This window comes from Aquimixticola soesokkakensis (assembly GCF_900172375.1).
GTDB lineage: Bacteria > Pseudomonadota > Alphaproteobacteria > Rhodobacterales > Rhodobacteraceae > Aquimixticola > Aquimixticola soesokkakensis.
The window spans coordinates 169322-194456 of record NZ_FWFS01000008.1 but is presented as its reverse complement, the minus strand read 5'-3'; the positions used below and the strand labels follow the sequence as shown (position 1 = coordinate 194456).

Here is a 25135-nt window from a genome sequence, read left to right as displayed (position 1 = left end):
TTGTCCTCTGTAGGACATTGGCTGAACTTAAAAATCGCGAGATGCGTTCAGACAGAAACAGAAAACCCGGACCGCCCAAAAGGCGATCCGGCGATGTCAGAACAACGAGGCATGTCGCCTCACTGCTCAAAAAGCGACACCATTTTGTCCATCGGCAAAGAAGAGGACAGATCTGCATCCGGCGGCAGCTCGGGATCACAGAGCGGATCAACGCCGGCTGCGCTATCGGCAAACGGGAAGGCAACCAGCGCTCTTGGCTCGGGCGCGTCCAAACCATTGCGCGCCGCCAGCCCCGCGCGCAAAGCAAACCGCACATCGGCGGTGGTCCCGCTCAGCGCGAGTTGCGGCCAGACGTCACCGCTTTCCTTGGCCTCCATCCACTTGCAGCTGTATTCATTATTGGTCGCAATGAACGCCATCGCGGGAACTGGCAGACCTGCCGCCTGATAGGCTTTGACAGCGGCAAGGCTGGTCACACCGTAGTCTGTCGCAATCGCATCAATCTCGGGATATTTTGCAATCAGGCCCGCCACCGCTTTTTGTGCATCGGCGGGATTCCAGTTCGTCACGATGAAATTGTCATCCAAAAGCTCGACTTCAGGATAGGCTTTCAACCCCTCTTTGTAGCCTTCGAGGAACGTCACAGACGAGGCGGACCCAGCCAGACCGCCAAGAAAGACAGTTTTTCCCTCGCCAATGGTTTCTCCGACCCATTCGCCAAAAATCGAGCCTGCGCGAAACGCATCCTCAAACGGATTCGCGGCATAATCGACCCCGATCTGACCGCTCAGATCGGAGAAATACGGCACCATCGTCGTTCCAGCCATCTGGGCCGCCCGATAGGCCGGGATCGCTGCATCTCCGAAGTCGGTGTAGGCTAGGATGATTTCATAGCCTTGGGCGACGAAGCCATTGATCGCGGCACTATAGGCCTGCAAATCCCCGCCGGCTTCGGCGTAGGTCACCTCGACGATATTCTCACATTTCGAAGCCTCGTCTTCGATTTCGGCAATGGCCGTCCGGCGCCATGAATTGCCGCCATAGCCATCGACGAGCGCCACGCGGATCGGTTCCTCACCGCACAATGGCGCGATGTCGATATGTTCGTTGACATATACGAAGCCCTCCGCAAGCGCGCCCTGCGCCCAAACGGCCGCGACTGTGGCAGCCGCAACTCCAAGCCCGGTCGCCCGATACGTTTTCTGCATGTCTCTTTCCTCCCTTAGATGAAAGCCGCAGCGTCGCTCCTCTTTCGACACCTAGCCCATTGATTGAACTTCTTAAGTTCAATATTTGCGAATTAATTCAGCAAAAATTTGCTTAGAATAAATTCGGCATCCCGCTGGTTTCCCCGCCATCCGCAACAAATTCCGCGCCCGTGGAAAACGAACTGTCCTCGCTGGCCAGGAACATCACCAACTTGCTGATTTCGCCCGGCTCTCCGACACGGTTCATCGGCACATGCCGGTAATCTGCGTAGAGCCCGTCAACCATGTCGGTGTTGATATTTCCGGGATGAACCGAATTCACACGAATGCCCTTTGACGCAAGTTCGACAGCCGCTGCTTTCGTCAGGCCGCGAATGCCGAATTTCGATGCGATATAAGCCGGAACGCCGGAAAACCCCTTGAGCCCAGACGTCGAAGAGATGTTGACGATGGACCCGCCGCCTCCGGCCTCCATGAGCGGAACGACGGCACGTATACCTTTGAAAGTACCACTTAGATTGATGCCAATCACCTGTTCCCACTCTTCATCCGAACAGCTGAGAATATCGGAAAACCGCAAAATTCCCGCATTGTTCACAAGCACATCGAGACGTCCAAAACGCGCCTGCGCTGCATCCACAGCCGCCTGCCAATCCGCCGCTTTTGTCACATCGAGACGCACCGCAACCGCTGCATCTGTCCCGATTTCGGCGACCAGAGTCCGCACCTCATCCTCAAGTACGTCTCCCAATACGAGCCTTGCCCCAGCAGCTGCGAAGTCGCGCGCTTCTGTCGCGCCCATCCCACGGGCCGCCCCACTGATCAAGACGACCTTACCTTCAACATTCATGACCACTCCTCCTCAAATATCTTCGCCACACCAACACGCCTCCAAACGCAAGCTGTGACACGAATCTAACCGCCCACATGGAGCCTGTTGTCAGATATGAACGTCTCATAAATTTAACATTAGAAAACATAATAGCAAATGTTTAATATTTATATATGCAGAATTGATTTGCCTATCGCAAACAAGACAGCAACCCCTGACACAGTGCATTTTTCCGCATTCGAGAATTGAACGTGTTGATTGTCACTGAGAACTGACCCGGTATTTTCACTGAGATTTGACCCACCCTCAGTTATGTGCCGCGGTCTATGACGGGGTCAACGTTTTGGTCTCCTTTCGTGTTTTCTTTGCAGACTCGGAGTTGGCCTTGAAGCGGTAGCTGTCGTTGCCAGTTTCGAGGATGTGGCAGCGGTGGGTAAGCCGATCCAAGAGAGCCGTGGTCATCTTTGCGTCTCCGAATAGCTGCGCCCATTCTGAGAAGCTGAGGTTTGTGGTGATGATGACGCTGGTGCGCTCGTAGAGCTTGCTGAGCAGATGGAAGAGCACCTTTGATGCCCTTCAGCGCAAACCGGGATCTCCCCACGACGGCCCCAAAGCCATCTTTCCACAGCCTTACGACCGTTTGGCGCATGATTACCGGGACAACCCTGACTATGCGGCGTTCCGGGACATCCTGCGGGACCATATGCTGGCGACCTGGCCGCTTGGCCCGGGCGATGATCTGCTGGGGGAGCCGGTCCTGTCTCGTCGGCTACATTCCGTCCGGACAGCCGCGCAAGCCTGTGGCGTTGACCAGAGACGGCTGAGGAAGGCGCTGGCTGCCGAACAAATCGTCCCTGAGGCCGATCAAGGCGTGCCGGATGCATGGGAGGTCTTTGATGCCGAAACCGCTGCTCCCATCCTCGAACGATTGACCAACTACGTCACGTCGAAGGACATGGCGGCACTAATCAATGCAACGCGTTCCCAGTTCGATCTGCTCGTCGCCGACGGCGTTCTCGTACCAGCATTGGACGCACCCAACGTCAAAGCCGTCTGGCATCCGGATCAGGGGCGCGCCTTTCTGGACAGCGTCCTGACGGGCGCTCAGCAACTTCGGCAGGCGCAGCATGGGTGGGAACACATCTCGAAGTCCGCACAGCGTCTGAAGGTCGGTCCCGGCGAGATCATTGCCGCCATCCGCGATGGGCGCATCAAGCGTGTCGGAAACGGGATGGAACGCGAAGGATATGCCGCCATCCATGTCTACCATGAGGACGTCGTCGCTGCTCTACAGCCCGACCCGATCAATGCGAAGAGCATCGAAGTCTTCGCGAAGACCGTCGGCATCGGTCAGCCGTCGAACCTGAAGCGCATGATCGACAGCGGGCACGTTCAGACGACGACCTTGAAGAACCCCATCACGAAGGCAGATCAGGTGTACTTCACCTCGGAGGACGAAACCGCCTTCCGATCACGCTACATGACCCCGAAGCTTTTGGCAGAGACCTATGCAGCACCGTGGCAGAAGTTGGTTCGCCAACTGCGCGATGCCGATATTGAGCCGCTGGGCGGCAGCAGCCGTCCGTTCGGAAACGTCTACCTACGGACAGAAACCGACCGGGTCCTTTCTTAACCATCTGAAACGGTGGAACGAAGGAGGCGCAGGACGTGAATCCTGCGCCTCTTCTAGTTCGGGCTTATGGTGCCAGACACCAACGTTTCACGAGCAATACGTCTGTATCAGATCGAAGCGTGGAAATCTGCACGAAGGGTGCCATTTCTACCTTGACACACCGTGCGCAGCCTTTTGGTTTCCTTTGCGCATTCATCTGCTTTCTCTGACTACTGCTCAAGCCGCGCACATTATCCGCACTTCGAGAAGCCGCAGGAGGCGCAGGTCATGCAGCCTTCTACCATGCGCATTTCGTAGCCGCCGCAGGAGGAGCAGGCTTTGCCTTTGGGTTTGCCGCCTGAAGCCCCGAGTTGCGAGACCTCGGCTTGCGGGTCGGTTTTCAGGCCAAGGCCTTCACCCGCGATGAAGCCGGTCTGGATGAGGTGGGTTTCGATCACACCGCCAATCGCCGCAAGGATCGAGGGGATGTATTTGCCCTTGATCCATGCGCCGCCGCGCGGGTCGAACACGGCTTTGAGTTCCTCCACCACGAAGGACACATCCCCACCGCGCCGGAACACGGCCGAGATCATGCGTGTGAGCGCCACGGTCCAGGCGAAATGCTCCATGTTTTTGGAGTTGATAAAGACCTCGAAGGGGCGGCGATGCCCGCCGATCAGAATGTCGTTGATCGTGATGTAGATCGCGTGCTCGGAATCGGGCCATTTGAGCTTGTAGGTATTGCCTTCGAGGGCCTGCGGGCGATCCAGCGGATCGGACAGATACACCACTTCCGCGCCTTCGTCCGTTTCCGGCGTTGCTTCGGAGGTTTGCGAGACCGACAGGACCGAGCCGGTCACATCGTTGGGGCGGTAGGTGGTGCAGCCTTTGCAGCCGCTCTCGTAGGCTTCCATATAGACCTCTTTGAAGTCGTCAAAGGAAATATCCTCGGGGCAGTTGATGGTTTTCGAGATCGAGCTGTCGACCCATTTCTGGGCCGCCGCCTGCATGCGCACATGGGCGAGCGGCGCCAGCGTCTGCGCGTTCACGAAATGGCCCGGCAGTTCGGCATCGGCGCCGAATTTGTCGCGGTAGAGTTTTACGGCGTAGTCCACCACTTCTTCCTCGGTGCGCGAGCCGTCTTTTTGCAGCACTTTTCGGGTGTAGGCATAGGCGAACACCGGCTCGATGCCGCTCGACACGTTGCCGGCGTAAAGCGAAATGGTTCCGGTGGGCGCGATGGAGGTCAGCAGGGCGTTGCGGATGCCATATTCGCCAATCGCGTCACGCACATCCTGATCCATATGGGCCAAGGACCCGGAGGCAAGGTATTTTCCCTTGTCAAACAAGGGGAAAGCGCCTTTTTCCTTCGCAAGTTCCGCCGAGGCCATATAGGAGGCACGGGCAATGGCATGCAGCCATTTTTCGCACATCGCTGCCGCCTGCGGCGTGCCGTATTCCTCCCCCACCATCAGCAAGGCATCGGCAAGGCCGGTGACGCCAAGCCCGATGCGGCGCTTGGCCTCGGCTTCGCGCGCTTGGGCCTCAAGCGGGAAACGCGAGGCATCCACCACGTTGTCCATCATGCGAATGGCCGTGCGCACCAGATCGTCGAGCGCGTCAAGATCAAGGGATGCGCCCTTTTCGAACGGCTCTGCGACAAGCCGCGCAAGGTTGATCGAACCGAGCAGGCAGGCGCCATAGGGCGGCAGGGGTTGCTCGCCGCAGGGGTTGGTCGCCGCGATGTCCTCGCAATAGGACAGGTTGTTCATCTTGTTGATGCGGTCGATGAAAATCACGCCCGGCTCGGCGTATTCATAGGTGCCCTTCATGATCTTGTTCCACAGATCGCGGGCCTGGACGGTGTGATACACCTTGCCGTCGAACTTCAGATCCCACGAACCGTCTGCTTTCACGGCCTCCATGAAGGGATCGGTGACCAACACGGAGAGGTTGAACATGCGCAGGCGGGCTGCATCCTGTTTGGCCTCGATAAACTGTTCGATATCGGGGTGGTCGCAGCGCATCGTTGCCATCATCGCCCCGCGGCGCGAGCCTGCCGACATGATGGTGCGGCACATCGCGTCCCAGACATCCATGAAGGACAGCGGACCCGAGGCATCTGCGGCCACGCCTTTGACATCCGCGCCCTTGGGACGGATGGTCGAGAAATCATAGCCGATGCCCCCGCCCTGCTGCATGGTGAGCGCGGCCTCTTTGAGCATGTCGAAAATGCCGCCCATGGAGTCGGGGATCGTGCCCATGACAAAGCAGTTGAACAGGGTCACGGTACGACCGGTGCCCGCACCCGCCAGAATACGGCCCGCTGGCAGGAATTTGAAATCTTCCAAAGCCGAATAGAATTTCGGCTCCCAATGGGCTGCGTCTTTTTCGACCGAAGCCAAGGCGGTCGCAACGCGGCGCCAGCTGTCTTCGACGCTTTTGTCCTGCACCGTGCCATCCCCGTCTTTCAGACGATATTTCATATCCCAGATCTGTTCGGCGATGGGGGCAGCAAAGCGGGTCATAATGAGTCTCTCTTCGAGGGGATTCTTTTCGGGAAGCTGGGATTTACCGCTCTGACCCTAGCAGATCAACGGGCAAAATCCTATATCAACACCAGCAGTAGGGGTGGCACGATGTCAGATCACATAAATCTTGTGAAATTATGCGTGGGAATCGAGACGGTTGAGCAATTGGCGGCCCGACTCGCGGCGCAAAGCGGCAACACCATTCGCCACGTCACCCGCATGCGTCCCAAGGAGGAGGCCCGGGTGCTCGCCGGAGGGTCGCTTTTCTGGGTCATCAAGGGGGTGATTCAGGCGCGTCAGGAGGTTGTGGGACTTGAGGCTGTCGAGGGCGCGGACGGGATCAAGCGCTGCGCTATTGTTCTGGCGAAACCGCTGATCCGCACACAGCCCGCCCCGCGCCGCGCCTTTCAGGGATGGCGGTATCTCAAGGTGGACGATAGCCCGCCCGATTTGCCAAAGGGGCGCGAAACCGAAGAGCCTTTGCCCGCAGAGCTTGCGGCGGCCTTGGCCGAACTCGGCTTGAGATAGGAAGGCCAGCGCCGCTGGTGAGCCGCGCTGGGTATTTTTATCCGAAAGAAGGCAGATCAGAGCGCGATCTTCAGCCGTTCGGAGAGATCCGCCTTGGCCGCGTCGCAGCCCGCCCAATCCGCCGTTTTCGACGCGAACAGCGTTGCCTGGCTTTTGTGGATCAACCCGTCGCTGAGGATTTTCAGGTGGTTGGCGCGCAGCGTTTCGCCCGAGGAGGTGATGTCGGCGATTGCCTCGGCCGTCAGATTGGCCACGGTGCCTTCGGTTGCGCCCTGGCTATCCACGAGCTGATAGTCCGCCACGCCCTGATCGCGCAGGAACTCGCGCACGAGGCGGTGGTATTTCGTCGCGATCCGCAGGCGAAAGCCGTGTTCTGCGCGAAAGGCGCTGGCGGCCGCGTCGAGGTCTTCGATCGTGTCGACATCAGGCCAGCACATGGGCACGGCAATGATCAGATCGGCATGGCCAAATCCCATCAGCGCCTGTTCGGTCACGCTATTTTGCCAATCGGCCAGTTTGTCGCGCACCAGATCAGAGCCGGTCACGCCCAAATGGATGCGCCCTGCGGCCAGTTCGCGCGGGATTTCTCCCGCCGACAGCAGCACGAGGTTCACGCCCTCGACACCTTCCACAGCGCCCGCATATTCGCGCTCGGAGCCGGTGCGTTTGAGGGTGATGCCTGCTTGCGCGAACCACTCGAAGGTTTTTTCCATCAGTCGCCCTTTGGAGGGCACGCCGAGTTTGATCATGCTTTTGCCTCCAATTGCGCCACGAGGGCGGGGCGGATCACGCCGCCGACCGCCGGAATTTCGCGCCCCTGCCCCAAGACCCGCGTGAGCGCATCGTAGCGCCCGCCGCTGGCGACGGGCGGCAAGCCTGCGTCGGATGCGTCGTAAAACCCGAACACAAAGCCATCGTAATATTCGAGCGTCGTACGCCCGTAGGTGGCTTCGAAATCCAGCCCGCCCAGGTCGATCCCCTTGGCATCAAGCGCGTTGAAGCGCGTTTCAAGCATCGCGACGCGCCCGGCGATGGCGGGCATGGTCAGGGCCAGTTCCTGCAAGGTTTCCAGCGATTTTGGAGCCTTGTCGGCGATTGCGAACAATGTCTCGAGCCCCGCCACATCGTTTGGCGAAAGCGGCGCAGTTGCCGCGTCTTCTTGCAGGGCCGTCAGGCGTTTGGCGATTTCGCTTTGCGAACGCAGGCCGATCATCGGCGCTTGCGTCAGCGGCGCGTCACTGTCCAACGCGGCCAACAAGGCCTGGCGGCTGGCAGGCACAGCGCTGCGCCCCGCAAAGCGGTCCAGCAGGGCGCGAAAGCGTTTGGGATGCCAGATGTGGCGCTTGAGGGCAGCCTTGCGTTTGTCGGTTGTGTCCAGCCCGTCAATCGCCGCCAGCAGCAGGCCGATGTCGCCCACCGCGGCACGCAAGCCGAGCGGCGCAAGCAGGCTGTGAAAAAGGGCAAAGACCTCGGCATCGGCGTCGAGCGTGTTGACGCGGTCGAACACCTCATAGCCCACCTGGAAGAATTCGGCCTCGCGCGGGCCGGCGTGTTCCTGGGCACGAAACACCTCGCCCATGTAGCAATAGCGCGCGGGTTCTGCGCCGCCTGCCATGTGCTCTTGCACAACGGGCACGGTGAAATCGGGGCGCAGCATCATTTCGCCGCGCAGCGGGTCGTGGGTCACGAAAGCGCGCGCGCGGATGTCTTCGCCGTAGAGGTCCAACAGCACCTCGGCGGGTTGCAAGATATCGGCTTCGATGGCCTGCGCGCCCAGTTCGGCAAAAGCGGCCAGAAAGCGCGCTCCGGTCAGGCGAGCGGTGGCTTTGGCGTCAAAGGTCCCGTCCATCCCTTAGCCCTCGTTCTGGCTGGCGATGATGTCGCGCACTTTGGTCACAAGATCGCCGCGCGCGATTTCATACTGCGAAGGGCGATCTTTCCATTCCTCGAGCGTGGCGTTCTGGGCGATTTTCGCACCGAGCACGAGGTCTTTGACCTGCACCACGCCGCGCGCCTGTTCGTCGCCGCCCTGGATCACCGCAACCGGAGAGGCGCGTTTATCGGCGTATTTCAACTGGTTGCCGAAGTTTTTGGGATTGCCCAGATAGACTTCTGCGCGGATGCCCGCTGCGCGTAATTCGGTGACCATCCCCATGTAATCGGCCATGCGGTCGCGGTCCATGACGGTCACGACGACGGGGCCAGCTTCGGCTTGCCCGCCGCGCCCCTTGGCCCGCAGAGCGGCCAAAAGGCGATCAACGCCGATGGACACCCCCGTGGCCGGCACTTCCTGGCCCGTGAAGCGTTTGACCAGGTCGTCGTAGCGCCCGCCCCCCGCCACCGAGCCAAAGTTGCGCGGACGGCCCTTTTCGTCGAGCACCTCAAAGGTGAGTTCGGCCTCATAGACAGGGCCGGTGTAATAGCCAAGGCCACGCACGACCGACGGGTCGATTTCCACGCGATCGGGGCCATAGCCGCCTGCCGCCATGAGGTCGGCGATGGTTTCCAATTCCTTGACGCCCTCGGCGCCCACCGCCGATCCCTGCACCAGCTCATACAGCCGCGCCACCGTTTGGGCCCCCGTGTCGCGTTTGGCAGACATAAAGCCCATGACGATGTCGGCCTGCGCCTCTGTCAGGCCCGCGCCTTTGGTGAAATCACCGCTTTCATCCTTGCGACCTTCCCCGATCAGCGCGCGTACGCCCGCCTCGCCCAGACGGTCAAGTTTATCGATGGCGCGCAAGACGATGCCGCGCTCGGCTTCGAATTTTTCAGGGTCGGCGGGATCGAGAACCCCCGCCACTTCCATCACGCCGTTCAGCACCTTGCGGTTGTTCACCCGCACGATGTAGTCGCCGCGCGGAATGCCAACGGCTTCCAGCGTGTCCGACAGCATCGCACAGATTTCGGCGTCAGCGGCGACGGAAGGCGCCCCGACCGTATCCGCATCGCATTGATAAAACTGGCGAAACCGCCCAGGCCCGGCCTTTTCGTTGCGCCAGACAGGGCCCATCGCGTAGCGGCGGTAGGGCGCGGGCAAATCATTGCGATACTGCGCGGCAACCCGCGCGAGCGGCGCGGTCATATCATAGCGCAGCGCCATCCAATCCCCCAGCTTGCCCGCCTCGGATTCTTCCTGCCAGCTGAACACACCCGCATTCGGGCGATCCACATCGGGCAGGAACTTGCCCAGCGCCTCGACGGTTTCCACCGCAGAGGTTTCCAGTGCCTCAAAGCCGTACAGATGATAGACCTCGGCGATTTTATCGAGCATCGCCTTGCGCTCGGTCACTTCCGTCCCGAAATAATCGCGAAAGCCCTTGGGCGTTTCGGCCTTGGGACGGGGGGTCTTCTTGATCTTGGCCATCTCGATCGGCTCCTTTGAACTTACGCGCGGGATACCGGATGCAGCCCCAAGGAGCAAGCATCTGGCGCGCCCGCCCCCTTGTGCGTATAGGAAACCGGTAACAGAGGGATCAATATGACCGACGCAGACCGCCTGATGGCACTCGAAGAACAAGTGGCCCATTTGACCCGCACCGTCGAGGACCTGTCGGATGTGATCGCGCGCCAGGAACGCAGCCTTGACGCCGCGACCCGCCGCCTGGCGCTGCTTTTGGAGCGCGCAGCATCGGCCGAACTTGACATGGGCGGCTCTGTGCCGCTGGCCGATCAGCGCCCGCCCCACTGGTAGGACGCGACCCTGCCGGGCTAGTAGTCCTCGACCATTACCACGCCGGGCAGGTGTTTTGCCGCTGCCTTGATCTGCGGGTTGATGGCAAAGGGGCGATCCAGTTCCATTTCAACCTCCCCCGGTAAATCCGGCGACATCAAACAGAGGCAAATCGGCCCCTTTTTGGCGTCCTGCGGCGCGGTCCCGTCAAGCAAAGTGACCAGCGATTGCACCGCGTCCGAGGTTTCCACCCAGACTTTCATGCCCGCTGACCCCGCATCCGCAATGATGGTGTCAAGCGCAGCAACCGCGCGGATCATAGGGTCAAACTGGCCCTCGTTGAATTTGGCCTCCAGTGTCACGACGACTTTGTCGGTCTTTTCGAACACATCGCGCGCAGCATTCAGTTCCTTTTCGTCGCGCGAGAACATCGCGATGCCAGACAATTGCCCCGTCGGGTCGGACAGGTTCATGCGAAAATATCGCGTGCCCTTGGAGGATTTCATTTCGCGAAAGCCGCTGACCATCGCGCCCACGCGCACCACCGCAGCGCCCGACATTTCCGCCTTTTCCTGCGCCTCGGCAATCGTGCCGATCCGCTTGCGCTTGAGCGCCACCGCGTAGTCGTCGAGCGGGTGACCGGAGAGGAAAAAACCGATGGCTTTTTGTTCTTCCATCAGGCGTTCGGCCGGCATCCAGTCGTTGACCGGCGCAAGGCGTGGCTCGGGAAGGTCGTCGCCCGCCTCGCCAAACAGCGACACCTGGTTGGAATTCTTCTGCTCGTGGATTGCGGCAGAATAGCCCACCAGCGCATCGAGGCTGTCAAGCACGCGCCGCCGGTTCTGATCAAGCTGATCAAAGCCCCCCGCACGCGCCAGCATTTCCAGCGGGCGTTTGCCCAGCCGTTTCAAATCCACCCGACGCGCGAAATCATAAACTGTGGCAAAAGGTTTTCCCCCTGCCTTGTCGCTGGCCGCCTCACGCGCCGCGACGATCATCTGCATCGCCTCAAGCCCGACATTCTTGAGCGCGCCCAGCGCATAAACCAGTTTCTGATCGACCACATCAAAGGTCGCAAGCGAGCGGTTCACACAGGGCGGCACAATTTCGATTTTAAGTCCCCGTTTGACCTCTTCGGCATAAACAGCAAGCTTTTCAGTGAGGTGAATATCGCAATTCATGACCCCTGCCATGAATTCGACGGGATGGTTCGCTTTGAGCCAGCCGGTTTGATAGGACACAACGGCATAGGCCGCCGCGTGGGATTTGTTGAACCCGTAGTTGGCGAATTTTTCGAGCAGATCGAAAACCTCGGACGCCTTTTTCGCAGGAACACCGTTCTTGGCCGCGCCCGCCTCGAATTTCGGACGTTCGGCGTCCATCGCCTCTTTGATCTTTTTGCCCATCGCACGGCGCAGCAAATCCGCGCCCCCAAGCGAATAGCCCGCCATGACCTGCGCGATCTGCATCACCTGTTCCTGATAGACGATGATGCCTTGGGTTTCCTCGAGAATATGGTCAATCGTGGGATGCACCGAAGTGATCTCGCGCTTGCCGTTTTTCACCTCGCAATAGACGGGGATGTTTTCCATCGGGCCGGGACGATAGAGCGCCACAAGCGCCACGATATCCTCGATACAGGTGGGCTTCATCTGGGTGAGCGCGGACATCATGCCCGAGCTTTCCACCTGAAACACCGCAACCGTTTTGGCGTGGGAATAGAGATCGTAGGTCTTGGGGTCATCCAGCGGAATAAGGTTGATTTGATTTTCCGCCCCCGCAGGCGGGTCATAAAGCGTGTTGCCGGCAGCATCGACATGCAGCGGACGGCCCGATTTGAAAATCAGGTTCATCGCGGATTGGATCACGGTCAGGGTTTTGAGGCCCAGAAAGTCGAACTTCACCAGCCCCGCCTGCTCGACCCATTTCATGTTGAACTGGGTGGCGGGCATGTCGGAACGCGGGTCCTGATAGAGCGGCACCAGCGCATCAAGCGGGCGGTCCCCGATCACCACACCCGCCGCGTGGGTGGAGGCGTTTCTAAGCAGGCCCTCGACCTGCATCCCGTAATCGAGCAGGCGTTTGACCACCGGTTCGTTGCGGCTTTCGGTGCGCAGGCGTTCTTCCTGATCCAGCGCCTCGCGGATCGACACGGGTTTGACGCCCTCAACGGGGATCAATTTGGACAGGCGATCCACCTGCCCGTATGACATCTGCAGCACCCGCCCGATGTCACGCACCGCCGCCTTGGACAAAAGCGCGCCGAAGGTGATGATCTGCCCCACCTTGTCGCGCCCGTATTTCTGCTGCACGTAGCGGATGGTTTCTTCGCGACGATCCATGCAAAAGTCGATATCGAAATCCGGCATCGATACACGTTCGGGGTTCAAAAACCGCTCGAACAGCAGCGAATAGCGCAAGGGATCAAGGTCGGTGATGGTCAGCGCATAGGCCACCAGCGACCCCGCGCCAGAGCCCCGACCGGGGCCGACCGGAATGCCGTTATCCTTGGACCATTTGATAAAGTCGGCCACGATCAGGAAATAGCCCGGAAAGCCCATGCCCTCGATGATGCCAAGTTCGAAATCAAGGCGCGCCTGGTAGTCTTCGACAGAGACGGCATGGGGGATCACGGCGAGGCGCGCCTGCAGGCCCTCATTGGCCTGACGGCGCAGCTCCTCGACCTCGTCATCGGCAAATTTCGGCAGAATCGGGTCGCGTTTATAGGCTTTGAAGGCACAGCGGCGCGCGATTTCGACCGTGTTCTCGACGGCTTCGGGAAGATCGGCAAAAAGAGCCGCCATTTCCGCCGGTGATTTGAAATAATGCTGCGGTGTCAGCCGTCTGCGCGGCTGCGACTGATCGACATAGGCGCCTTCCTTGATGCAGATCAGCGCATCATGGGCCTCGTACATTTCGGCTTTCGGGAAATAGACATCGTTGGTCGCGACCAGCGGCAAGTCCATGGCATAGGCCATTTCGACAAAGGCGCGCTCGGTGGCTTTTTCGCCCGCCATCAGCTCGCCGCCCTCATCGGCGTGGCGCTGCAATTCGACATACAGACGGTCGCCAAAGATGCGCTTGAGCGTGCTCATCAGCTCTTGCGCTTTGGGTCCCTGCCCCTGCTGGATCAGCTTGCCCACAGGGCCCTCCGCCCCGCCGCTCAGACAAATCAGCCCCCCCGAAAACTGTTCAAGCTCGGCCAGTGTCACCTGCGGAATCGCACTGCCCGTGTCGATGTAGAGACACGAGTTGAACTTCATCAGATGCTCATAGCCGGTTTCGTTTTGCGCGAGCAGCACGAGGGGCGCGGGAAACTTGGGCCGCTCCCCCGGGGCGGTGTCCTCAAAGGTCACATCGACCTGCATCCCGATGATCGGCTGCACGCCTGCCCCGCTGGCATATTCGGAAAACTCCAGCGCACAGAACAGATTGCCGCTGTCGGTCACGGCCACGGCAGGCATGCCGTGCGCCTCGGCCATGCCGGCAAGTTTCTTAACCCGAACCGCCCCTTCGAGAAGCGAATATTCGGTATGGAGTCGGAGGTGGATAAAGGAGGGCGTGCTCATGCGCCCAAGCTACGCCAAGCCGCGCGCCAAGACCAGAGCGAGACCGCGCACCGCCGCGCCACCAAGCGCACAGGAATTGACCTTTTGGTGAATTATTGCGCGCGCGTCTTGCGGTGCCTCTTGCAAAACGGGCGCAGCTTGGTTTTTCTAAGGACGCTCCCCTGCTTTCCGCCGCATCGGGCGGGGGACGGTCTTTTTGACAGTTGCACATGAAAGCGGCAGGCGATCCGATGGAGACGAGCTTCCGCCTCAATGGCACCCCTGTCACGATCCACGACGATATCCCCCACACCCGCACCCTGCTGGATTATCTGCGCGAAACCAGAGGCATGACTGGCACCAAAGAGGGGTGCAACGAAGGCGACTGCGGCGCGTGCACAGTGATGGTTCGCGACGAAAACGGGGCCAGACCGCTGAACGCCTGCATCCTGTTTCTGCCGCAGCTGCATGGCAAAGACGTGGTGACGGTCGAAGGGCTGAGCAGCGGCGCGGCCCTGCATCCGGTGCAAGAGGCGATGGTCGATCATCACGCAAGCCAATGCGGTTTCTGCACGCCGGGCATCGCGGTGTCGCTGGCCACGGCCCATCTGAACAAACAGAATAACGCGCGGGACGCGCTGGCGGGCAACCTGTGTCGCTGCACGGGCTACGCCCCGATCCTGACGGCGGCCGACGCGGCCGCAAGCGCCTGCGTGCCCGACCACCTTGCAGCGCCCTTTATCCCCTTTGAAACCGCGCCCCTCACGCTGCGCCCGACCAGCGCCGATGACCTTGCCGCGCTCTACCTTGCACACCCTCAGGCCACGCTGATCGCGGGGGCCACGGATGTGGGGCTCTGGGTCACCAAACAGCTGCGCAGCCTGAAAGATGTGATCTTTCTGAACGGCGTTGCCGACCTGCGCGGCCTGCGCGACACCCAAGAGGCCTTTGTCATTGGCGCGATGACGCCGATTGGCGACCTCTTGCCGCTCTTTGCACAAACCGCGCCGTCCCTGGCCGAACTGTATCGCCGTTTTGCATCGCCGCAGATTCGCGCAGCCGCCACTTTGGGCGGGAATATCGCCAATGGCTCGCCCATCGGGGACAGCCCGCCCCCGCTGATCGCCGCGGGTGCCAGCCTGACCCTGCGCAAAGGCGACAGCCGCCGCACGCTGGCGATGGAGGATTTCTTTCTCGCCTATGGCAAACAGGACCGCGCAGAGGGCGAATTTGTCGAAAGCATTACGATCCCCAAAGCAGGGCTTGCGGATCTGCGGGTCTACAAGCTGTCCAAGCGGTTCGATCAGGATATTTCCGCCGTCTGCGGCGCGTTCAACCTGACGCGCGACGGCGATGTGATCACCCATGCCCGCGTGGCCTTTGGCGGCATGGCGGCCACCCCGAAACGCGCGACAGCCACCGAGGCCGCGCTTACCGGTCAACCGTTTACCCCCGACACGGTCAACGCCGCCTGCGCCGCACTGGCCACGGATTTCTCCCCGCTCAGCGACATGCGCGCCTCCGCCGCATACCGCGAACTTGCCGCGCAAAACATGCTGCGCCGACTGCTGGCCGAAACCACGGGCAGCGCGACATCCGTGCTGGAGGTGCAGCCATGAGCGTGCGTGCCCCCCTGCCCCACGATGCCGCCCGCCTGCATGTGACGGGGCAGGCCCGCTACATCGACGACATTCCCACGCCCGCTGGCACGCTGCATCTGGCGTTCGGCCTGTCCACCGTGGCCCATGGCGACATCACCGCGCTGGACCTCAGCGATGTGCAGGCCGCCGAGGGCGTGGTCGCGGTGCTTTCGGCGGACACGCTGGCCGAGATGCCCGATTGCTCGCCCTCCAACCACGACGAGCCGCTGTTGGCCACGGGCAGGGTTCACTACCGCGGCCAGCCGGTGTTTCTGGTCATTGCCACCTCCCATCTCGCGGCGCGCAAAGCTGCACGTCTGGGAAAGGTGGACTACGCCGAGCGGCCCGCGATCCTGAGCTATGAAGACGCGCTCGCGGCCGACAGCCGTTTTGAAAACGGGCCTGTGGTCTGGGCCAAAGGGGATAGCGCGGCGGCGATAAAGACCGCACCGCATCGCCTTTCGGGCCGCATCGACATGGGCGGGCAGGAGCATTTCTATCTTGAAGGGCAAGCGGCCCTCGCCCTGCCCCAAGAGGGCGGTGACATGCATGTTCACAGCTCCACCCAGCACCCGTCGGAAATCCAGCACAAGGTCGCCCATGCGCTGCATCTTCCCATGCACAGCGTGCGCGTGGAAACCCGGCGGATGGGCGGTGGTTTTGGAGGAAAAGAAAGTCAGGGCAATGCCTTGGCGATTGCTTGCGCCCTCGCGGCCCGGCTCACGGGGCACCCGTGCAAGATGCGCTACGACCGCGATGACGATATGATCATCACCGGCAAACGACATGATTTTCGCATCGACTACACCTGCGGCTTTGACGATCGCGGGCGCATCCTTGGCCTCGATTTCGTGCAAATGACCCGCTGTGGCTGGGCGCAGGACCTCAGCCTTGCGGTAGCGGACCGTGCCATGCTGCATGCCGATAATACCTATCTGCTTGATCATGTGCGCATCGAAAGCCATCGCTTGAAAACCAACACCCAAAGCGCCACGGCCTATCGCGGCTTTGGCGGGCCGCAGGGGATTTTGGGGATCGAGCGGGTGATCGACCACATCGCCCACAGCCTCGGCCTTGATCCGGTCGCGGTGCGCAAAGCCAATTATTACAGCGAAATGGTCGTGCCGCTCGCAGGGGACGGTGTGCCCGAAGATCACGTCAACGCCGTCACAGGCGACCCCCTGACCCGTGGCGCATCCGAGGCAGCACTTGCCGATGACACCCCCGCGCCGACGGGCGAGAACACCACCCCCTACGGCCAATTGGTCGAGGACAGCATTTCCAAGGCGATCACCGCCAGCCTGTGCGAAAGCGCCAACTACAAAGCGCGGCGCGCGGCGGTCGATCGGTGGAACGCTGAAAACCCGATCCTGAAAAAGGGGCTGGGCTTTACGCCGGTGAAATTCGGCATCTCGTTCACGCTGACCCATCTCAATCAGGCGGGCGCGCTGGTGCATGTCTATCAGGACGGCTCGATTCACCTCAATCACGGCGGCACCGAAATGGGTCAGGGCCTGTTCCAAAAGGTCGCGCAGGTCGCCGCATCGCGCTTTGGCGTCTCGGTGGATGCGGTCAAAATCACCGCGACCGACACCGCCAAAGTCCCCAACACCTCGGCCACCGCCGCCTCCTCCGGCTCGGATCTGAACGGCATGGCGGTGCAGATCGCCTGTGATGAAATCCGGCTCAGAATGGAGATGTTTCTTGTCGAACGCTTCGGCTCGAATGACGTGCGCTTTGCGGACGGGACGGTGCAGGTCGCCGGGCAGGAACTGACCTTCGCCCAGGCCGCCCAACTGGCCTATGAAAACCGCGTCTCGCTGTCGGCGACGGGGTTTTACAAAACGCCCAAGATCGAGTGGGACCGCGTCGCCGGCAAGGGGCGTCCGTTCTTCTATTTCGCTTACGGCGCCGCTTTGGTGGAATGCGTCATTGATACGCTCACCGGCGAGAACCGCATGTTGCGCGCCGACATTTTGCACGATTGCGGCGCCTCGCTGAACCCCGCGCTCGATGTCGGGCAGATCGAGGGCGGCTTTATTCAGGGCGCTGGATGGCTTACCACCGAAGACCTTGTGTGGGACGAGACGGGCAACCTGCGCACCCATGCGCCCTCGACCTATAAAATCCCCGTTGCCTCCGACGCGCCGCCCATCTTCAACGTGGCTCTTTGGGACGGGCCGAACCGCGAGGATACAGTCTATCGCTCCAAAGCGGTCGGAGAACCACCTTTTAACCTTGGAATCGCGACATTTCTGGCACTCTCGGACGCGGTCTCTGCCTGCGGTCCGGCCTATCCCGCGCTGAATGCCCCCGCGACGGGCGAAGAAATCCTGCGCGCCATCGCCAGAGCGCAGGCGTGAACAGGGGCGTGAGTTTCGACAAGGCAGAGCTTGCCCGCACCATCGCGAGACACGGGCGCGTGGCGCGCATCGTCGTCGCCAAAGTCGAAGGCTCGACGCCGCGCGAAGTCGGTGCGGCGATGCTGGTGTGGCGCGACGGCGACGGGATCGCGCAATCGGGCACCATCGGCGGCGGCACGCTGGAATTCGAAGCCGCAAAAGCCGCTTTCAGCGCCCCGCGTCTCACCCGCCACGCTCTGGGCCCCGCCTTGGGGCAATGCTGCGGCGGGGCGGTGACGCTGCTGACCGAACGTTTTGACACTGTCGAGGACCTGCCCGACGATGTGTTCGCCCGCGGACCGTCGCCCGAGCCGCTGGGCGTCAGGGCCGCGCTGCGCGAGCGGCGTCGTTCGGGTCAGGTCACCGCACAACTGGTCGGCCAATGGATGGTCGAACCCGTTGCGCCAGCACGCGCGCCGCTGTGGATTTGGGGCGCAGGTCACGTCGGGCGGGCCCTCGTACACACGCTTGCCCCGCTGCCGCATTTTAGCATCACATGGATCGACACAGCCCCCGAGCGCTTTCCACACACGCCCCCCCAAGGGGTCACCCTGCTTCCCGTGCCCCAGCCGCAAAATGCCATGGCGCTCGCCCCGGCAGGTGCCGCGCATTTGATCGTGACCTATTCCCATGCGCTGGATCTGGAACTGTGTCACCAAGCGCTCGCGCATGGGTTTATGAGCTGCGGGGTGATTGGTTCAGCGACGAAATGGGCGCGGTTTCGATCCCGCCTTGCCGCGCTAGGCCACAGTGACGCCTCTATTTCGCGCATCTGCTGTCCAATTGGGCAACCTGCCTTGGGAAAACACCCGCAAGCCATTGCAGTCGGCGTCGCCGCCCAGCTACTCTTGGACCAAGAAGTCAAAGATTCCCGCACGAAAACGCAGGAACAACGATGAGGGACAGGGACGGCGTGACGGCGCTTTTGACAATCGACGGGCTGACCAAAGCCTACCCCGGAGTCGTGGCCAATGACTCCGTGTCGTTTTCGGTGCGCGCAGGCGAGGTCCATGCGCTTTTGGGCGAAAACGGTGCGGGCAAATCCACGCTGGTCAAAATGATCTACGGGTTGGTCAAGCCTGACAGCGGTGCGATGCGTTTGGGCGATGCAGCCTACACGCCCGCCAATCCCCAAGCCGCCCGCAGCGCGGGCGTTGCGATGGTGTTTCAGCATTTTTCCCTGTTCGACGCGCTCAGCGTGGCGGAAAACGTCGCGCTCGGGATGGAAAGCCCCCCCAAAATGCGCGCGCTATCCGCGCAAATCCGCAAGGTGTCCGAAGCCTACGGGCTGCCGCTTGATCCCGCCCGCACCGTGGGCGATTTATCAGCGGGCGAGCGTCAGCGCGTGGAAATCATCCGCTGCCTGCTGCAAGACCCCAAGATCCTGATCATGGATGAACCGACATCGGTGCTGACCCCGCAAGAGGTTGAAATCCTGTTCAAAACCCTGCGAAAATTGCAATCCGAAGGCACAGCGATCCTGTATATTTCGCACAAGCTCGAGGAAATCCGCAGCCTGTGTGACGGGGCGACCATCCTGCGCCTGGGCAAAGTCGTGGGCACCTGCGATCCCAAAACCACCTCGGCGCGCGACATGGCCGAAGCGATGGTGGGCAGCGCCCTGCACGTCCCCCAAGCCAGCCCCTCCCCCAAAGGCGCGATCAAGCTGGAAGTCACCACGCTCGACCTGCCGGCCAAGGCCGAATTCGGAACCTCGCTGCGCGACATTTCCTTTCGCGTCAAAGCCGGCGAAGTGCTGGGCATCGGCGGCGTGGCGGGCAACGGGCAGGACGAACTTCTGGCGGCACTTTCGGGTGAGGCCCTCAGCGCGCCACATGCGGTAAAACTGGGCGGCACGCCGGTCGGCCAGCTTGGCCCGAATGCGCGGCGCAAGATCGGCATTCTTGCCGCCCCCGAAGAACGGCTTGGCCATGCGGCTGCCCCCGATATGAGCCTGACGGAAAACGCCCTTCTCACAGGGGCGATCCGCGAGAAGCTGACCCGCAACGGCTTTCTCAAATGGCGCGACACCGAAGCCTTCGCCCGCCGGATCATCGCCGGTTTCGATGTGCGCACCCCCGGCCCCGACAATGCCGCGCGCGCGCTTTCGGGGGGGAATTTGCAGAAATTCGTCATCGGGCGCGAAGTGCTGCAAAACCCCGAGGTGTTGATCGTCAACCAGCCCACATGGGGGGTGGATGCTTCGGCAGCCGCCGCGATCCGGCAGGCTTTGCTGGATTTGGCGGCGTCAGGCGCGGCGATTGTGTGCATTTCTCAGGACCTGGACGAGCTGATGGAAATTTCCGACCGTTTCGCCGCGCTCAACGAAGGCCGCCTCTCGGTGCCGCGCCCCACCCGGGAGCTGACCATCGACGAAATCGGCCTGATGATGGGCGGTGCCGGTGACATGGATGTGGCCGCGCCGGAGGTCTTGGCATGATCACCCTCGTCAAACGTCCGACCCCGTCCAGACTGTGGATCGTGCTGACGCCGCTGGTGGCTGTTTTGCTGACCATGGTCGCGGGGGCCGCGCTTTTTGCCATGCTGGGAAAAGACCCGATCGAGGCGATCCGCACCATTTTCTGGGATCCCCTGTTCAACCCGCAGTTCGCCGCCTATTCGCGCCCGCAACTGCTGGTTAAAGCCGGTCCGCTCATCCTGATTGCCATCGGCCTGTCATTGGGCTTTCGCGCTGGAATCTGGAACATTGGCGCCGAGGGCCAGTATATCATGGGCGCCATCTGCGGCGCGGCTGTCGGGCTTGCCGCCTATCCCATCGACGCGTGGTGGGTGTTTGCGGCCATGGTTCTGGGCGGGCTTGCGGGCGGCACGGCATGGGCCATGATCCCGGCCGTCTTGCGTGTGGCCTTCAAGACCAACGAAATTCTTGTGTCGCTGATGCTGGTCTATGTCGCGGAAAACCTGCTGGCCTCGATGGCTGTCGGGGCACTGCGCAACCCCGAGGGCGGTGGCTTTCCCGGGTCGCGCAACCTTAGCCAGTATCCGGCCGCCGCGAACCCCGAGCTGATCGCGGGCACGGGGATGCATTGGGGCGTGGTTGCGGCCTTTATCGCCGTGATTTTCGCCTATGTGATCCTGTCGCGCCACATGCTGGGCTTTCAAATCCGCCTCACGGGTCAAAGTCCGCGCGCGGCGCGCTTTGCCGGCGTGAATGCCGCGCGGCTGATCCTGATCTGCCTCGGGATTTCGGGCGGGCTGGCCGGGCTGGCGGGTCTGTTCGAAGTCTCCGGCCCGGCAGGGCAGATTTCCATCGATTTTGGATCGGGCTACGGGTTCACCGCCATCATCGTCGCCTTCCTGGGCCGGTTGAACCCCATCGGCATCCTGCTGGCGGGGCTGTTGATGGCGCTGACCTATATCGGCGGGGAACTGGCGCAATTCATGCTCGGCCTTCCCGCCTCGGCCATTCAGGTGTTCCAAGGCATGCTTTTGATGTTCCTTTTGGCGCTGGATGTGCTGACCAACTACAGCCTGCGCTGGCGCAAACGGGAGACCGCGTGATGGGTTCGATTGATCCGCTTGTCCTTTTGGCCGCCATTATGATGGCCTCGACCCCGATCCTGCTGGCCGCTTTGGGCGAAATGGTGGTCGAGCGGGCGGGCGTGTTGAACCTTGGCGTCGAGGGAATGATGATCACCGGCGCGATTGTCGGCTTTGTGGCGGCCTATGAATCCGGCTCGCCTACCCTCGGCTTTGTGACGGCGGCACTTGGCGGGGCGTTGATTTCGCTTTTGTTTGGCGTGTTGACGCAATTCCTGATGTCCAATCAGGTGGCAACCGGCCTTGCGCTGACCCTGTTCGGGCTGGGCCTGTCCTCGCTGATCGGGCAGAGCTATTCGGGCCTGCGTGCGCCGCTTACCCCCGATCTGCACATCCCGGTGCTGTCGGACCTTCCCGTGGTGGGGCGCGTGCTGTTTCAACATGACGCCATGGTTTACGTGGCACTGGCGCTGGTCGTTGGTGTTTGGGCCTTTCTCAAATTCACCCGCGCAGGGCTGATCCTGCGCGCCGTCGGCGAAAGCCATGACGCCGCTCACGCCCTTGGCTACCGCGTCAAGCTGGTGCGCCTGTGCGCCATTGCATTCGGGGGGGCGCTTGCGGGACTGGGAGGCGCCTACCTGAGCCTTGTGCGCGTCCCGAGCTGGACCGATGGCATGACTGCCGGGGCGGGCTGGATTGCGCTGGCGCTGGTCGTCTTTGCCTCGTGGAAAGCCTTTCGCGTACTGGCGGGCGCATATTTGTTTGGCGGCATTTCGGTCTTGCAATTGAACCTGCAGGCGGCAGGATCGAAAGTCCCTGCGGACCTGCTGTCCATGTCGCCGTTTCTTGCCACGATCCTTGTGCTCGTGATCATCTCGGCCCGCAAGAAAGGTGCCACAGCCGCGCCTGCCATGCTGGGTCGCGTTTTCCACGCCTCGCAATGAGGCGGGACTGCCCCTGCCCCGCACGCAACGCGTGAAGGGCAAAGACCAACGGGCCGCAGAGCCCATTTTCAAACTTCGGGAGACCCCAATGTCGATCAAGACCATCCTTGCCAGCGCCACCGTGGCACTGAGCCTCTCTACCGCCGCTTTCGCGCAAGACCCCACCAAAGTGGGCTTTGTCTACGTTGGCCCCGTCAATGATGGCGGCTGGTCCCAGCACCACCACGAATCCGTGATGGAAATGAAAGAACACTTTGGCGATGCCATCGAACTGGTCGAACAGGCCTCTGTTCCCGAAGGGGCTGACGCCGAGCGTGTGTTCACCCAGATGGCCCTCTCGGGCGCGGATGTGATTTTTGCGACCTCCTTTGGCTACATGGATCCCATCATCAACGTGGCTGCGAAATTCCCGGATGTGAAATTCGAACATGCCACCGGCTATAAAACCGCCGAGAACGTGGGCGTCTATTCTGCGCGTTTCTACGAAGGCCGCGCCGTCGAGGGTCTGCTTGCGGGCGAGATGACCAAATCCAACAAGATCGGCTATATCGGGTCTTTCCCGATCCCCGAAGTGATCCGCGGCATCAACGCGTCCTATCTGGAAGCGAAAAAAGTGAACCCCGACGTGGAAATGTCCGTCGTCTGGCTCAACACCTGGTTTGATCCGGCCAAAGAAGCCGATGCGGCCCAGGCGCTGATCGACAATGGCGTTGACGTGGTGTTGCAACACACCGATTCCACCGCACCGCAAATCACCGCGCAAAAGGCAGGCGATGTGTACACCTTTGGCCAGGCCGCAGACATGGCGGAATTTGCGCCCATGCCACGGATTTCGTCGATCATCGACGTCTGGGCGCCCTACTACATCGAGCGCGTGCAAGCGGTGATCGATGGCACCTGGGAAAGCGACAACACATGGGACGGCATCGGCGCGGGCATGGTCGGAATCGGTGAAATTACGGACGCGGTCCCCGCTGACGTGAAAGCTGACGCCGAGGCACTGCGCGATGCGATTGCGGCGGGCGACTACCACCCGTTCACCGGCCCGATCAACAAGCAGGACGGCTCTGTCTGGCTGGCGGAGGGCGAAGTGGCCGACGATGGCGCGCTGGCGGGTCTGAATTTTTACGTTGAAGGTCTGACGGGCGACATCCCCCAATAAGGGAGGCCTCTGTACGACAGCAAAAAGCCCGGGCGGTTGCTCGGGCTTTTTTGTTGGTATTTTTGGGTATTTTCGTCCGAAAGAAGCCGCAGGTCCGGTTATTCACCCTCGGTGGCGGCGACCTCTTGGCGGGTCACCTTGCAGGTTTTGCCCATTTTCCCTCTCTCGCAGGTCATCGCAAAGGTGACTTCGGGTTCAGGGCTGGCGGGTTCAAGTGTTTGGGGCAGCGGCGCGGGTTGCGAGTTTTGCGCGGCGATCGGCGTCGCTGGCACGGTGGGCGTCGCTGGCACGGTGGACTTTTGTTGATCCTTCGGAACGGTGATGGTTTTGCGATCTGCAGCGGCCATCACCGTGTCGGCTTTGCCGCTTATGACCGCGCGCGCCTCAGCCACGCGGCTTTTGGTGTAATCGGTGAAACTCAGGCCCGGCCGGGCGGCTTCTCGCGCGGTGTAGTCAAAGGCGGCAACCCCCAAACCCACGACAAAGAGAACAAAAACAACAATCGCATATTTCATGAGTAAACCCGTACACTGCTTGGCTCTGTTTCCAAATTCGTGACAGTCGGATGCGGCTGAAATGGGGCAAAGCGGTGGAAAGAACGGGGAATTCGACCTTGGTGGCGCGCCGTTTCCCTTGCCGCAGCCGGTCTGACTGGCTAATCCTTCTGGGACAAGAACGGGGGGCGTTTCGTGGAGATTTTGCGGCTGAAATCCGAGGTGCGCGCGCAGGTTGCGGCGTGGAAAGCTGCGGGTTTGCGCGTGGGCCTTGTGCCGACCATGGGCTTTTTGCACGAGGGGCATTTGACGCTTGTGCGCGCGGCATTGGCAGACTGTGACCGCGTTGTGGTGTCGATTTTCGTGAATCCGACCCAGTTTGGCGAGGCCAGCGATCTGGAAGCCTACCCACGTGATGAAGCGCGCGATGCGGATTTGTTGCGCGGCGAAGGCGTCGATCTTTTGTTTGCGCCCGAGGTCGGGGAAATCTATGCCGAGGGCGCCCAAACCACGGTGGAAACCGAAGATCTGGCGCAGGTTTTGATGGGGGCTTTGCGCCCGGGCCATTACAAGGGTGTTTGCACCATCGTGTGCAAATTGTTCAACATCACCGGCGCGGATGCGGCCTTTTTCGGCGAAAAGGATTACCAGCAATTGCGGGTGATCCGCACGATGGTGCGCGACCTGGATATCCCTGTCGAGGTCGTGGGTGTGGCAACCGTGCGCGCCCCTGACGGTCTGGCACTGTCGAGCCGTAACAGCCGCCTCGCCCCTGAGGATCGCGACGCCGCGCTGGTGTTGAACCGTGCGCTGGCGCTGGCGGAATATCGTCTTGCGGATGGTGTTGATGCGGATGACCTCGCCCATGAGATTACCAATTTCATCGCCGCCCAGCCGCGTGCGCAGGTGGAAAGCGTCGATATCCGCGATGCCGAGACCCTTGCCGAGGTGCATGGCGACATCGTTGCCCCCGTTGTCATTCTGCTGGCGGCGCGGTTTGGCCCTGTCTTGCTGATCGACCAGCGCGTCGCCAGCCCTGATTAAATCCGTTTCGAGGAGA

At 61.2% G+C, this 25135-nt stretch carries 19 protein-coding genes and 1 pseudogene; 11 read left to right on the top strand and 9 right to left on the bottom strand.

The annotated features are described in order from the left end of the window. Nucleotides 1-119: 119 nt before the first annotated feature. From AQS8620_RS11685 to AQS8620_RS11675, 3 genes and pseudogenes are all read right to left on the bottom strand, one after another. The gene (locus AQS8620_RS11685; RefSeq protein ID WP_085837076.1) at nucleotides 120-1208 is read right to left on the bottom strand and encodes a substrate-binding domain-containing protein; all 1089 of its coding nucleotides are present in this window, start codon (nucleotides 1206-1208) and stop codon (nucleotides 120-122) included. Between the two features lie 112 nt (nucleotides 1209-1320). After that, entirely contained in the window at nucleotides 1321-2058 is a 738-nt protein-coding gene (locus tag AQS8620_RS11680; RefSeq protein WP_085837075.1) for an SDR family oxidoreductase, read from the bottom strand. A 306-nt stretch (nucleotides 2059-2364) separates the two neighbouring features. Then, nucleotides 2365-2604 (bottom strand): annotated as a pseudogene (locus AQS8620_RS11675) (ATP-binding protein); the annotation flags it as partial. A 139-nt stretch (nucleotides 2605-2743) separates the two neighbouring features. On the opposite strand from AQS8620_RS11675, the gene AQS8620_RS11670 reads away from it, so the two are divergent. Continuing rightward, nucleotides 2744-3673 carry a hypothetical protein gene (locus AQS8620_RS11670; protein ID WP_159453236.1) on the top strand — a complete coding sequence of 310 codons (930 nt, stop codon included), beginning with the start codon at nucleotides 2744-2746 and terminating at the stop codon, nucleotides 3671-3673. A 230-nt stretch (nucleotides 3674-3903) separates the two neighbouring features. Here the strand turns inward: AQS8620_RS11670 and AQS8620_RS11665 are convergent, their stop codons facing one another. Beyond that, the gene (locus AQS8620_RS11665) at nucleotides 3904-6180 is read right to left on the bottom strand and encodes an adenosylcobalamin-dependent ribonucleoside-diphosphate reductase (RefSeq protein WP_085837073.1); all 2277 of its coding nucleotides are present in this window, start codon (nucleotides 6178-6180) and stop codon (nucleotides 3904-3906) included. Nucleotides 6181-6291: 111 nt separating this feature from the next. Here AQS8620_RS11665 and AQS8620_RS11660 point away from each other — a divergent pair, with 111 nt between their 5' ends. After that, nucleotides 6292-6711 carry a DUF1489 family protein gene (locus AQS8620_RS11660; protein ID WP_085837072.1) on the top strand — a complete coding sequence of 140 codons (420 nt, stop codon included), beginning with the start codon at nucleotides 6292-6294 and terminating at the stop codon, nucleotides 6709-6711. A 56-nt stretch (nucleotides 6712-6767) separates the two neighbouring features. On the opposite strand, the gene hisG is transcribed toward AQS8620_RS11660, so the two are convergent. From hisG to hisS, 3 genes are read right to left on the bottom strand one after another with little or no spacing between them, the layout of a single operon-like run. Continuing rightward, nucleotides 6768-7460 carry an ATP phosphoribosyltransferase gene (gene hisG / locus AQS8620_RS11655; RefSeq protein ID WP_085837071.1) on the bottom strand — a complete coding sequence of 231 codons (693 nt, stop codon included), beginning with the start codon at nucleotides 7458-7460 and terminating at the stop codon, nucleotides 6768-6770. Continuing rightward, nucleotides 7457-8560: an ATP phosphoribosyltransferase regulatory subunit gene (locus AQS8620_RS11650; RefSeq protein ID WP_085837070.1), complete on the bottom strand. Its 1104-nt coding sequence runs from the start codon at nucleotides 8558-8560 to the stop codon at nucleotides 7457-7459. The genes hisG and AQS8620_RS11650 overlap by 4 nt, the downstream gene beginning before the upstream one ends. Before the next feature lie 3 nt (nucleotides 8561-8563). Then, nucleotides 8564-10078 carry a histidine--tRNA ligase gene (gene hisS, locus AQS8620_RS11645; RefSeq protein WP_085837069.1) on the bottom strand — a complete coding sequence of 505 codons (1515 nt, stop codon included), beginning with the start codon at nucleotides 10076-10078 and terminating at the stop codon, nucleotides 8564-8566. A 114-nt stretch (nucleotides 10079-10192) separates the two neighbouring features. Between hisS and AQS8620_RS11640 the strand changes: the two genes are divergently transcribed. Beyond that, nucleotides 10193-10405 carry a SlyX family protein gene (locus tag AQS8620_RS11640; RefSeq protein WP_085837068.1) on the top strand — a complete coding sequence of 71 codons (213 nt, stop codon included), beginning with the start codon at nucleotides 10193-10195 and terminating at the stop codon, nucleotides 10403-10405. Between the two features lie 17 nt (nucleotides 10406-10422). Here the strand turns inward: AQS8620_RS11640 and dnaE are convergent, their stop codons facing one another. Further along, a complete protein-coding gene (gene dnaE / locus AQS8620_RS11635; RefSeq protein WP_085837067.1) occupies nucleotides 10423-13953 on the bottom strand; it encodes a DNA polymerase III subunit alpha in 3531 nt (1176 codons plus the stop codon). 230 nt (nucleotides 13954-14183) lie between these two features. Here dnaE and xdhA point away from each other — a divergent pair, with 230 nt between their 5' ends. From xdhA to AQS8620_RS11600, 7 genes are all read left to right on the top strand, one after another. Beyond that, entirely contained in the window at nucleotides 14184-15551 is a 1368-nt protein-coding gene (gene xdhA / locus AQS8620_RS11630; RefSeq protein WP_085837126.1) for a xanthine dehydrogenase small subunit, read from the top strand. Next, nucleotides 15548-17935 carry a xanthine dehydrogenase molybdopterin binding subunit gene (gene xdhB, locus AQS8620_RS11625; protein ID WP_085837066.1) on the top strand — a complete coding sequence of 796 codons (2388 nt, stop codon included), beginning with the start codon at nucleotides 15548-15550 and terminating at the stop codon, nucleotides 17933-17935. The genes xdhA and xdhB overlap by 4 nt, the downstream gene beginning before the upstream one ends. Before the next feature lie 8 nt (nucleotides 17936-17943). Further along, nucleotides 17944-18873 (top strand): xanthine dehydrogenase accessory protein XdhC, encoded by a 930-nt coding sequence (gene xdhC, locus AQS8620_RS11620; RefSeq protein WP_085837065.1) that lies wholly within the window; start codon nucleotides 17944-17946, stop codon nucleotides 18871-18873. Next, on the top strand, nucleotides 18870-20414 hold the full coding sequence (locus AQS8620_RS11615) for an ABC transporter ATP-binding protein (protein WP_085837064.1): 1545 nt from the start codon (nucleotides 18870-18872) through the stop codon (nucleotides 20412-20414). Before xdhC ends, AQS8620_RS11615 begins: the two co-directional genes overlap by 4 nt. Continuing rightward, a complete protein-coding gene (locus tag AQS8620_RS11610; protein ID WP_085837063.1) occupies nucleotides 20411-21496 on the top strand; it encodes an ABC transporter permease in 1086 nt (361 codons plus the stop codon). Before AQS8620_RS11615 ends, AQS8620_RS11610 begins: the two co-directional genes overlap by 4 nt. After that, a complete protein-coding gene (locus AQS8620_RS11605; RefSeq protein WP_200809620.1) occupies nucleotides 21496-22419 on the top strand; it encodes an ABC transporter permease in 924 nt (307 codons plus the stop codon). The genes AQS8620_RS11610 and AQS8620_RS11605 overlap by 1 nt, the downstream gene beginning before the upstream one ends. 88 nt (nucleotides 22420-22507) lie before the next feature. Then, nucleotides 22508-23581: a BMP family ABC transporter substrate-binding protein gene (locus AQS8620_RS11600; RefSeq protein ID WP_085837062.1), complete on the top strand. Its 1074-nt coding sequence runs from the start codon at nucleotides 22508-22510 to the stop codon at nucleotides 23579-23581. A gap of 98 nt (nucleotides 23582-23679) precedes the next feature. Here the strand turns inward: AQS8620_RS11600 and AQS8620_RS11595 are convergent, their stop codons facing one another. After that, on the bottom strand, nucleotides 23680-24096 hold the full coding sequence (locus AQS8620_RS11595) for a hypothetical protein (protein ID WP_085837061.1): 417 nt from the start codon (nucleotides 24094-24096) through the stop codon (nucleotides 23680-23682). Nucleotides 24097-24270: 174 nt separating this feature from the next. Between AQS8620_RS11595 and panC the strand changes: the two genes are divergently transcribed. Continuing rightward, nucleotides 24271-25119, top strand: coding sequence for a pantoate--beta-alanine ligase (gene panC, locus AQS8620_RS11590; RefSeq protein WP_085837060.1), 849 nt, complete (start codon nucleotides 24271-24273; stop codon nucleotides 25117-25119). Nucleotides 25120-25135 lie beyond the last annotated feature (16 nt).

What these genes read in the sequence shown, in the direction of transcription:
- AQS8620_RS11685 (WP_085837076.1), bottom strand. Translation starts at nt 1,208, where the DNA reads ATGCAGAAAACGTATCGGGCGACCGGGCTTGGAGTTGCGGCTGCCACA.
- AQS8620_RS11680 (WP_085837075.1), bottom strand. Translation starts at nt 2,058, where the DNA reads ATGAATGTTGAAGGTAAGGTCGTCTTGATCAGTGGGGCGGCCCGTGGG.
- AQS8620_RS11670 (WP_159453236.1), top strand. Translation starts at nt 2,744, where the DNA reads ATGCTGGCGACCTGGCCGCTTGGCCCGGGCGATGATCTGCTGGGGGAG.
- AQS8620_RS11665 (WP_085837073.1), bottom strand. Translation starts at nt 6,180, where the DNA reads ATGACCCGCTTTGCTGCCCCCATCGCCGAACAGATCTGGGATATGAAA.
- AQS8620_RS11660 (WP_085837072.1), top strand. Translation starts at nt 6,292, where the DNA reads ATGTCAGATCACATAAATCTTGTGAAATTATGCGTGGGAATCGAGACG.
- hisG (WP_085837071.1), bottom strand. Translation starts at nt 7,460, where the DNA reads ATGATCAAACTCGGCGTGCCCTCCAAAGGGCGACTGATGGAAAAAACC.
- AQS8620_RS11650 (WP_085837070.1), bottom strand. Translation starts at nt 8,560, where the DNA reads ATGGACGGGACCTTTGACGCCAAAGCCACCGCTCGCCTGACCGGAGCG.
- hisS (WP_085837069.1), bottom strand. Translation starts at nt 10,078, where the DNA reads ATGGCCAAGATCAAGAAGACCCCCCGTCCCAAGGCCGAAACGCCCAAG.
- AQS8620_RS11640 (WP_085837068.1), top strand. Translation starts at nt 10,193, where the DNA reads ATGACCGACGCAGACCGCCTGATGGCACTCGAAGAACAAGTGGCCCAT.
- dnaE (WP_085837067.1), bottom strand. Translation starts at nt 13,953, where the DNA reads ATGAGCACGCCCTCCTTTATCCACCTCCGACTCCATACCGAATATTCG.
- xdhA (WP_085837126.1), top strand. Translation starts at nt 14,184, where the DNA reads ATGGAGACGAGCTTCCGCCTCAATGGCACCCCTGTCACGATCCACGAC.
- xdhB (WP_085837066.1), top strand. Translation starts at nt 15,548, where the DNA reads ATGAGCGTGCGTGCCCCCCTGCCCCACGATGCCGCCCGCCTGCATGTG.
- AQS8620_RS11615 (WP_085837064.1), top strand. Translation starts at nt 18,870, where the DNA reads ATGAGGGACAGGGACGGCGTGACGGCGCTTTTGACAATCGACGGGCTG.
- AQS8620_RS11610 (WP_085837063.1), top strand. Translation starts at nt 20,411, where the DNA reads ATGATCACCCTCGTCAAACGTCCGACCCCGTCCAGACTGTGGATCGTG.
- AQS8620_RS11605 (WP_200809620.1), top strand. Translation starts at nt 21,496, where the DNA reads ATGGGTTCGATTGATCCGCTTGTCCTTTTGGCCGCCATTATGATGGCC.
- AQS8620_RS11600 (WP_085837062.1), top strand. Translation starts at nt 22,508, where the DNA reads ATGTCGATCAAGACCATCCTTGCCAGCGCCACCGTGGCACTGAGCCTC.
- AQS8620_RS11595 (WP_085837061.1), bottom strand. Translation starts at nt 24,096, where the DNA reads ATGAAATATGCGATTGTTGTTTTTGTTCTCTTTGTCGTGGGTTTGGGG.